Genomic DNA, 8,709 nt, shown 5'->3' on the forward strand with positions numbered 1-8,709 from the left:
CCCCATGGCCACGACACCTTATTTCATCCTCAGCCCGAACACGGTGCTGAGCCTCATCGGCCTGGCCCACGGACCGGACAAGACCCTCCCCAATCCGGCCGAGGATTGGCGCGAGGCCACCGTCGATGTCGTGATCCCCGCCTTCAACGAGGAAAGCAACATTCCCCTGTGCCTGGCCGCGCTGGCGCGCCAGACCCGCAAGCCCACGCGCATCATCCTGATCGACGACGGCAGCCATGATCGCACGGTCGAATATGCCCAGACCTTCTGTGCCCTCAACGGCATGGACTTGATCACGATCCGGCGCGCGCACTCGATCGGCAAGACGCCGACCCTGAAGCGCCAGTCGCGCGAATTCGATTCCGACGTCGAGTTCATTCTCGACGGCGACACCGTGCTGGAGTCGGACAACTACATCGACCGCGTGGTCGAGGAGCTCTACAAGGGCGCCGGCATCGCCAGCGCCTGCGGCACCGTGTTGCCGCTGCGCGACCGCGACCGCCACGCCATGCTGAAGACCGAGGCGCTGCAAACCTTTCTCAAATCCCATCCCGAAGCCACCATCTATCCCAAGGTGGGCTGGTTCCACCACCTGCAGCGCGGCATCACCAACATGTACCGCGACGTGCTGTATTACTTCCTGCAGAAATTCGTGTACCTGGGCCAGGTAACCTTCTTCGGCAGCATCCTCAATCCGGTGGGATGCGCCGTGGCCTACCGCCGCAGCGTGCTGAAGACCATCGTGTTCGACCGCTACGAGCCGATCCTGGGCGATGACCTCACCAATTCGGAAGACATCTTCATCGGCTTCGCCATGAACGACAACGGCTACCGCAACATCCAGGTGACCGACGTCTATGCCCGTTCGCAGGAGCCTGAAGTCGGCCGGGTACCGGGGCAGATCTATCTGTGGTCCTCGTCCTTCCTGCAGAGCTGCTACTATTTCGACGACCTGATGCGCAGCCCGTTCAAGGCCTTCAAGCGCTACCGTCGCAAGAAAAAGGAAGCCGCCAAAGTGACAGGAAACCACGCCGACAAACGCGTGCATTTCGAACAGTACCGCCAGCCCTTTGGCGCCGACTACACGCGCAAATACGGCCGTCCGATCGGCTGGGTGCTGTTCATGTCGGCGTTCGAGAAAGTGGCCTTTCCGACCGCGCTACTGATCATGATCCTGCTGCAACTGTGGGAGCCGCTGGCGATCACGCTCATTGCGGAAACCGCCGTCGGCACCAGCATCCTGGTCACGGTGGCCAAGGGACACCGGCTGGAATATTTCTTCAAGAGCCTGCTGGTGATGCCGCTGCGTTATGCCGTGCTACTGTTCGATCTCGTCACGATCGGCCGCTTCGCCGCCGACCTGTGGATCTTCCGTAACCGGCGGTGGCGCAAATGAAATTGCTTCCGATCCTCGCTCTGGCCTGTCTCGCGGCGGCATCGCTGCCGGCAGCTGCGCAGCCCGTCCCCGACGCCGGCCTGCGTGCCGAGATGCAGGGTCAATGGGACGACGCAGTGGGCATCTATCAGCAAGCCCTGGCAGCCAACCCCGCGCAGGCGAATTTGTGGGAACGCATCGCCGACATTCGCGCCACCCAGCTCAACGATCCCGCCGGGGCCGCCGAAGCCCTGCGTGAGGCAACGCACTACGCGCCCATGGATGCCCGCCTGCACTACAAGCTTTCGCAGGCCTATGCCGTCATCCAGAAAGGTCCGAGCGCGCTGGCCGCCATCGCGCAAGCCGTCGAACTCGACCCGGGCAATCCGACCTACTTGCGCGCGCGCGGCGAAATCGCCCTGTGGAACGGCTATTACGCCGTGGCGACCGACAGCTTCGAACGCATCCTTGCCGCGACGCCCCAGGATGCCGATGCCCTGCTCGGTCTCGCCCGTGCCAGCGCCCGCAGCGGCAAGAAGGACGCCGCCGTGCCGCGCTACCGCACCTACCTGACGCAGCGTCCGCAGGACAAGGACGTGATGCTGGAGTACATGGAACTGGAAGCCGAGCGCGGCGACACCCAGGCCGTCCAGGAATACGACGCGCTCTACCGCCAGCGCTTCGGCACGAGCAAGGAATACTGGCTGCGCATGGCCGATCTCTATGCGTTGGGCAACCATCCCGCGGCCGCGTCGGCCGCACTCAAGGAAGCGGCCCGCCTCGCTCCGCAGGATCATGCCCTGTTCTACCGCCTGGCGCAGAGCTATTCCACCGACAAGGAAGCCGGCGACGCAGCGGACGCCATCGAACACGCGGTGGCGCTCGACCCGACGAACCTCGAGTACCTGCGCAGCCGCGCCGACATCGCCGCCTGGCGTAGCGACTACGCCACGGCGCTGGACAGCTACCGGCGCATCCTCGCGATCGCGCCGGACGATCCCGGCGCACGCCTGGGCATCGCCCGTGTGCATTACTGGCGCAGCCAGCTGGACGACTCGGCACGCGCCTATCGCGACTACCTGGCCAGGCAACCCGGCGTGGCCACCGCGTCGATGGAATACATCGTCGTCGTCACCGAACTGGGCGACTACGCGCGTGCGATGGAACTGCTGGAAGCCTACAAAACACGCTTCGGCGACAACCTCGCCTACCGCAAGCAGAAGGCACGCGTGCTGGCCTGGGCGGAACGGCCGACGCCCGCCCTCGACCTCATCACGGCGCTCGAGCCGGAACTGCGTGACGACTACGAACTGGGCTACACCCACACCATCGCCCTGCATTACGCCCATCGCCCGCGCGAAGCGCTGGCGAGCCTTGCCGATGTCGCGCGTCTGCGCCTGGACAGCAAGGAAACCGCCGACCTGACCCGCTTCATCTACACGCCGCTGCGATCCAACGCCACCCTCAATCTGGGCTACGAGTCGGCCTCCGACAACATCACGCTCCGCCATGCCGGACTGGCGGGCGAATACGTCATCAACCCCGAAACCCGCCTGTTCGGCGGAACCGACCGCCAATCGATCAATACGAAAGCCGGCAGCCCCTACGCCAGGCCGGACGGCGGTACCACCGTCGGCTACAACCGCGCCTGGCTGGGCGTCCAGCACCGCATGTCGCCCAGGCTGTCGCTCGACGCGCAGATCGGCGGCGGCACGGCCACGGGCGACAGCCGCTTCCTCTACGAGCTCGGCGCCGACCTGCAGCCGAAGGACGAGCTGGCCCTGCGGCTGTCGCGCCGCCAGGACTTGTTTGCCGTGTCGCCCCGTGCCGCGGCACTCGGCATCGAACGCCGCGCCAATACCCTCGACGCGACCTGGACCCCCGACCTGCGCTACACCGTCGCCAGCCGCCTCGCCTACGACACCTTCTCCGACGGCAACGACCGCTGGGAGGCCGAGCTTGCGCCGCGCCGCGCCATCCTGCGCACGCAGCGCCTGAACCTGGACCTCGGCGTGAGCGGCCGCTGGTTCGGTTTCGACCAGGACCCGGGCAATGGCTACTACGCCCCCTCCCTCTATCAACGCTACGCACTGACCGCCTTCACCTACTGGAAGATCAGCGACGACGACGGTGTGAGCGTGGCCTTCAGCTACGGCCCCTACAAGGACAACACCCAATCCGGCTTCCGCAGCGGCGGCGACATCGTGGCGGAAGGCTTCTTCGGCCTGTACCGGGACTGGTTCCTCGACGTGAAGGCCGGCTTTTCCAGCTATGGCGGCGGCCCCACGGCGGGCTACCGCTCGCGCACGTTCGAACTCAGCCTGACACGCCGTTTCTAAGTCGCGTCCAGCCAGGCGACCCTCTCCGGCATGCGTCGCTCTTGGGCAACATGACACGCTGGCTGCTTGCCCTTCTCTGCCTGCTCCCCTTCGCCGCGTCGGCCGCGCCGCTGCCGGGCCGCACCGTAGCGGTCACCTTCGACGACCTGCCCTTTGCCGCGGTACCGACGGAGGACGACGGCTATCTCAAGGACATGACCACCCGCCTGCTGCACAGCCTGCAGGCCGAGCACGTACCCGTCGTCGGTTTCGTCAACGAGTCGAAGCTGACCCGCGACGGCACCCCGGATGCGGTTCGGATCGGCCTGCTGCGCACGTGGCTGCAGGCCGGCTTCGAGCTCGGCAACCATACCTATTCACATCCCTCGCTCAACCGCATCCCGCTCGCCGCGTTCGAGGCCGATCTACTGCAGGGCGAAACCGTGACCCGACCCCTCATGCAGCGCGAAGGCAAGACCCTGCGCTGGTTCCGCCATCCGTTCCTGCATCAGGGGACGACCCCCGAAGTACGCGCGGCCTTCCGGGATTTCCTGACGACGCACGGCTATATCGTGGCTCCCGTGACCGTGAACAGCCCGGAATGGGTGTTCGCCGCCGCCTATGCCCGGGCGCAGGCACAAGGCGACGAGGCCGCGGCACGCCGCATCGGCGACGCCTACGTGACCTACATGCAGGCGGTGTTCGCGCAGGCCGAGCAGCTGGCGCTCGACCTGTTCGGCCGCCCCATCGCCCACGTGCTGGTGCTGCACGCCAATTCGCTCAACGCAGATCACTTCGACGCGCTCGCCGCCATGCTCAGGCAACGGGGCTACCGCTTCGTCACGCTGGACGACGCGCTCAAGGATCCCGCCTACATCTCCCCCCTGGGGACCAACGGCGCACAAGGCGAATCCTGGCTCGAGGGCTGGGCCCGCCAGGCCGGCCTGCGGCCGCCCTTGCCGCCACCCGTCCCGGGCTTCGTCACCCAGTGGGCCGGGGCCGCCGCGTTGCGCGGCTACTGACATGCCCTGGCGTATCACCCTCATGGCGATCACGGCCGCCGTCGCATGCACCACGGCCACCTTCGCCCTTGCCGCCGACGGCATGCGCAACCTGGCGCACACGGCCGGGATCCGCTTCGGCACCGCCGTGAACGTCGAGGCCCTGGGCACGGACGCCGCCTATTCCAAACTACTGGCGCGCGAGTTCGACCTCGTCACGCCGGAGAACGCGATGAAATTCTCCGTCATCCAGCCCGAACGCGGCCGCTTCGACTTCACACAGGCGGATGCCCTCGTCGCATTCGCCGAAGCGCACGCCATGCAGGTGAACGGCCATGTGCTGGTGTGGGACCAGCAACTGCCGGACTGGCTGACGCAGGGCCATTTCAGCTCCGACGAACTGAAGGCCATCCTGCGCGAGCACATCCAGACCGTCGTCGCCCGCTATCGCGGACGCGTGGCCTCATGGGACGTAGCGGCCGAAGCGGTCGGCGAAGACGGCACGCCGCGCGAGACCTTCTGGTCGCGTGGCATCGGCCCGGACTATTTGGCCCTGGCATTCCGCTGGGCGCACGCGGCCGACCCGCAGGCGCGCCTGCGCTACAACGACTACGGCGGCGAAGGCGCCGGCGCCAAGTCGGACGGCATCTACACACTGGTGGCCGACCTGCGCATGCGCCACGTCCCGATCGACGCCGTGGGCCTGCAAATGCACGTGAGCCTGAACGACGCGCCACGCTCCGAGGACGTGCGCCTCAACATGAAGCGCTTGGCCGCGCTCGGGCTGCAGACCGACATCACTGAAATGGACGTGATGCTCCAGCTGCCGGCAAGCCGGGTGACGCTCAGGAAACAGGCTGTGCTGTATGGCGCCATGCTGCAGGCCTGCCTGGCGGTGCCGCAGTGCCGCAGCTTCTCCACCTGGGGGGCGACCGATCGTTATTCGTGGATACCGGAATTCTTTCCCGGTCGCGGTGCGGCGTTGCTGTTCGATGCAGAGGGTCGTGCCAAGCCGGCGTACTATAGCATTCGGCACCTGCTGCGCCGCGTGGGACGAGGCGAGGCCGGCAGATCTTAGCCATACGGGCGGTCCCTGGACAATTATCGATTCGAACCCTTGCAGTCGTGACTGGCCGTGCGTTCTCGTACGATCGCTGCAATGCGTCGGGTTTCGTCGAGAGGCTGGGAATCCCAATGCTCCAGATTCCCTTCAAACATTCGCGTATAGCCGGATGCCAGGAATTGTCGATGCATCGCATCGAAGCGCTTGGAGCCCCCTTCCATCCTGGCCACATAAACCGGCTTGCCTGTGAAGCAAGCCTCGGAAACCATGGAGGCGGAATCTTCGGTGACGACGATGTAGTCCGCACTGCCTAGCATGCCAACGTAAGGGTTCTCCCCGGTCCCGTCCCAGATCTGGGCATCGGTATCGGCGAGAATACGCCGCAAGATGGCTTCGTTCTCTTTTCCGGTGCGTCGCGAAGTTGTCACCACAAGACCTGCGCCGTGGCGCGTGGTGAGTTCCAGCAGTTGCCCAGCCAGTTTCTCCATGCGACTGGCGGTGAGGTCGTAGGCCTTGGATTGCCCCCCGATGAGCACCGCCACGAGGGGCCTTCTGACCGATGAGAAACGGTCACGAAAATGCTCCGCGGCTTGAGACAGCCCTTCCCTCGTCAGCCTGTGTAACGCACCTGATGTCGGGAAGACGTTCTCGCCGACGACTCCGTCATGTTCCGGCGGTACGACCATGTCGAAATAGCCGGGCGGCACGCGTGGGTCTTGGATGTGTACCGTGAAAGTTCGACCACCGCTCGCCCGCTTGATCGCAAGGGCGACGGCAACGGAACGCCGTCCGCAGGTGATGAGGATATCCGGCCATGGAGGCGAGATGCCGTCCTCCGGTTTCAGGTTCGACAACACACCCAGCCGGGCCGCCCAATGGCCAGGCAGCCAGCGCCAAGGAATTCCAGGCTGGACAGCTTTCGCCACAAAAGGCAATCCAAGCGCCTGGGCCAGGCCATTCGCCTGGCTCACCATACCCGCTTCCCCGGTTGTCATCGCCCAGCAGAGGGTGCGCGCGCCATTCATTGTCTGCGGACTTACCGCACCACCACATCAGGGAAGGACAATTCCTCGCGGCTGCGCCAATCCTGAGTGACGTAGTTGATGATCAGGGATTTCCGCACACCATTGATTGGACGCTTCTCGAAACCATGCCAGGTCTTGTCGCTTGGAACGAAAATGAAACCCGAATTGAAGCCCGCCGGGGCACGTCCCACGTGCGTGTGGGGGTCAGCGTAGATGTCCGTCCCCCAATCCGCTCCTTCCGGCTCCCTGTTGAGATAGATCAGCAGGGTGAACCGCTTTACGCCTATATCGGTATGCGGTTCCAGCCAGAATCCATCCGTGTCCTGACAATACTCGATACGCAGTGACGTGTCGGAAAGGAGGGCACCCGTGGCCTCTTTCAGCGCGTCCACCGTCTCCTGGAACTGGAATGCCCGGGCCAATTCGTCCATCACCTTGTACTGCTTGCGATTGGCCTCGCTGAACAGAACCCGTGTCTTATTGTGCGTATCCCGTTTTCCCTTCGTATTTCCGATGTGGACGGGCGCGATGGGTAGATTGATGATGGCATCGATGACGTCTTCCGGCAGGCAGTGGTCCAGTAGCCAGTGCCTGTAAGGAAATTCGCGGATCTCCGCTCCCGGCAAACTAGTCAGAAACGGCCTTTGTGCAGTTTCCATGCTGTTTTCCTTCATCGGATCCTCGTCAATTTGTCAAATTCAGCCACCGCTGCTCTTATAGAACACCCCTGGAAACAAGGTATCCCGCCAATGTCCAGCCTAATCTGTGTTTACTTACATGATGCTTACGAGTCGATCGACCGCACCCCAAACAAGCGCAATCCACGATCCATGGGTCGGCCTGTGAGAACGACTTGACGGGGAATAGGCGTAGCCCCCGCTTCCTGGCCAAAGCGGATGTTGGCTGATTGCCGAGAAACTGACGTTCGCCTGGATATGGGCCCGGCACGCCCATGTCGTTTTGACGTTGGAAATGCGTGACGCCGGTAGGAGTTGATGGGGTCTCGACCGCGTCTGGAAAGCGAGGTTCAGAACCCCGGAAACGCGGGCGACTCAGAAAACCCACGTCTCTACTGGTGCCGGGAGGGGGACTCGAACCCCCACAGTGTTACCACCGGCGGATTTTGAGGCTTGGCGGGAAGCTAGTTAAAACAAGTCACTAGCAAAATGCCCTTCTACAAAGGGCATTTTCTCAGCCTGCGGAAAACCGCGTCATTACGTTGGCTCCTCACAAATTGTAGAAGTTGTCGGAACAAAGAATTTTCAAACCCCAAATGGCTTTGAAAAAAATTGACCAATTTCTTTCAAAGCCTACAATGGTTTGAAAATATTCTGGGCTCTCGTCTCTAATCCAATGAATCGAAAAGACTTTGCTGACACGACAAGCGGCCGACTGGTAGATACCCCTCAGGGCTACCTGGCTTTTGTGCCGAACCCGTTGCCACCGCCTATCAACTTCGATATGCCGCTCGCCCTGGCGCTCTCAAAAGCCGACGCGGCACTCTCGGAACTATCAGGCCTTGGCGGCCAGTTACCGAACCCTCACCTGTTAATTTCGCCCTACATCAAGCGGGAGGCGGTTCTATCGTCCCGCATCGAAGGCACAAAGGCCAGCCTTTCTGACCTCCTGATCGATGAGATTGAAGACGGCCAAGCAAGAGCGCCCAGCGACGACGTCAAGGAAGTTCGCAACTACGTCCGAGCGTTGGAGTTTGGCGTCCAGCGACTGGAAACACTACCGCTCTCGCTCAGACTCATCCGGGAAATTCACGCCGAGCTCATGGACGGCGTTCGGGGAGAAAAAGCGACCCCAGGCGAATTTCGGCGATCACAGAACTGGATTGGGCCAGCCGGGAGCACACCGATGACTGCGGCATTTGTCCCACCGCCGGTTGAAGTGTTGATGGACTGCCTGGGGGACTGGGAAA

Annotated in this window: 7 protein-coding genes; 5 read left to right on the forward strand and 2 right to left on the reverse strand. The window is 63.3% G+C overall.

The window, feature by feature from the left end; genetic code table 11:
* The first annotated feature begins 4 nt into the window (after positions 1 to 4).
* The 4 genes from ABT23_RS06785 to ABT23_RS06800 are packed head-to-tail and all read left to right on the forward strand — an operon-like array spanning position 5 to position 5,772.
* On the forward strand, positions 5 to 1,396 hold the full coding sequence (locus ABT23_RS06785) for a glycosyltransferase family 2 protein (protein WP_296633003.1): 1,392 nt from the start codon (positions 5 to 7) through the stop codon (positions 1,394 to 1,396).
* On the forward strand, positions 1,393 to 3,714 hold the full coding sequence (locus ABT23_RS06790) for a tetratricopeptide repeat protein (RefSeq protein WP_296633006.1): 2,322 nt from the start codon (positions 1,393 to 1,395) through the stop codon (positions 3,712 to 3,714). The genes ABT23_RS06785 and ABT23_RS06790 overlap by 4 nt, the downstream gene beginning before the upstream one ends.
* A gap of 50 nt (positions 3,715 to 3,764) precedes the next feature.
* Entirely contained in the window at positions 3,765 to 4,715 is a 951-nt protein-coding gene (locus ABT23_RS06795) for a polysaccharide deacetylase family protein (RefSeq protein WP_296633008.1), read from the forward strand.
* A 1-nt stretch (position 4,716) separates the two neighbouring features.
* Positions 4,717 to 5,772: an endo-1,4-beta-xylanase gene (locus ABT23_RS06800; RefSeq protein WP_296633011.1), complete on the forward strand. Its 1,056-nt coding sequence runs from the start codon at positions 4,717 to 4,719 to the stop codon at positions 5,770 to 5,772.
* A gap of 23 nt (positions 5,773 to 5,795) precedes the next feature.
* Here the strand turns inward: ABT23_RS06800 and ABT23_RS06805 are convergent, their stop codons facing one another.
* On the reverse strand, positions 5,796 to 6,731 hold the full coding sequence (locus tag ABT23_RS06805; RefSeq protein ID WP_296633015.1) for a mitochondrial fission ELM1 family protein: 936 nt from the start codon (positions 6,729 to 6,731) through the stop codon (positions 5,796 to 5,798).
* Between the two features lie 62 nt (positions 6,732 to 6,793).
* A complete protein-coding gene (locus tag ABT23_RS06810) occupies positions 6,794 to 7,456 on the reverse strand; it encodes a 2OG-Fe(II) oxygenase (RefSeq protein WP_296633018.1) in 663 nt (220 codons plus the stop codon).
* Between the two features lie 679 nt (positions 7,457 to 8,135).
* On the opposite strand from ABT23_RS06810, the gene ABT23_RS06815 reads away from it, so the two are divergent.
* The coding region (locus ABT23_RS06815; protein ID WP_296633020.1) for a Fic/DOC family N-terminal domain-containing protein at positions 8,136 to 8,709 on the forward strand (574 nt) is incomplete at its 3' end.

It is taken from the genome of Thiobacillus sp. SCN 63-57 (assembly GCF_001725555.1).
GTDB lineage: Bacteria > Pseudomonadota > Gammaproteobacteria > Burkholderiales > Thiobacillaceae > Thiobacillus.

Bases quoted from the DNA above. Each gene is read 5' to 3' on its own strand.
- ABT23_RS06810 (WP_296633018.1), bottom strand. From the start codon at position 7,456: ATGAAGGAAAACAGCATGGAAACTGCACAAAGGCCGTTTCTGACTAGT.
- ABT23_RS06805 (WP_296633015.1), bottom strand. From the start codon at position 6,731: ATGGTGAGCCAGGCGAATGGCCTGGCCCAGGCGCTTGGATTGCCTTTT.
- ABT23_RS06790 (WP_296633006.1), top strand. From the start codon at position 1,393: ATGAAATTGCTTCCGATCCTCGCTCTGGCCTGTCTCGCGGCGGCATCG.
- ABT23_RS06795 (WP_296633008.1), top strand. From the start codon at position 3,765: ATGACACGCTGGCTGCTTGCCCTTCTCTGCCTGCTCCCCTTCGCCGCG.
- ABT23_RS06800 (WP_296633011.1), top strand. From the start codon at position 4,717: ATGCCCTGGCGTATCACCCTCATGGCGATCACGGCCGCCGTCGCATGC.
- ABT23_RS06785 (WP_296633003.1), top strand. From the start codon at position 5: ATGGCCACGACACCTTATTTCATCCTCAGCCCGAACACGGTGCTGAGC.